1 protein-coding gene is annotated in these 426 nt (G+C 50.2%); it reads left to right on the top strand.

Going from position 1 to position 426, the window contains the following annotated elements; all coding sequences use genetic code 11:
• On the top strand, positions 1 to 407 hold a 407-nt coding region (locus tag F0Q32_RS26040), incomplete at its 5' end, for a Tn3 family transposase (RefSeq protein ID WP_149465187.1).
• Positions 408 to 426 lie beyond the last annotated feature (19 nt).

A 426-nucleotide genomic window follows, 5' to 3' on the forward strand; every position in this document is an offset into this window, starting at 1 on the left:
AGACGCTGGAACTTCTAAATTGTGTTGGTGATCAAGATTATCGTCGGCGGATCCTGACGCAGCTGAACCGTGGGGAAGGCCGCCATGCTGTGGCGAGGGCGATCTGCTACGGGCAGCGCGGTGAGATCAGAAAGCGCTATCGTGAAGGTCAGGAAGATCAACTGGGTGCACTGGGCCTCGTCACTAACGCAGTGGTACTGTGGAACACACTTTATATGCAGGAAGCCCTGAGCTGGATGCGCAGGAATGGAGAAGAAACCGGGGGTGAAGATATCGTCCGGTTATCCCCACTGATGCACGGGCATATCAATATGCTGGGGCATTATACGTTCACGCTACCGGAGGATATTTTGAAGGGGGAACTGAGAGAATTAAATTTTAATTTAAACAATGAATTACCTTCTTAGCGTACGTTTTCGTTCCATT

It is taken from the genome of Pseudocitrobacter sp. 73, assembly GCF_008369545.1.
In the GTDB taxonomy this organism is placed as follows: Bacteria; Pseudomonadota; Gammaproteobacteria; order Enterobacterales; family Enterobacteriaceae; genus Pseudocitrobacter; species Pseudocitrobacter vendiensis.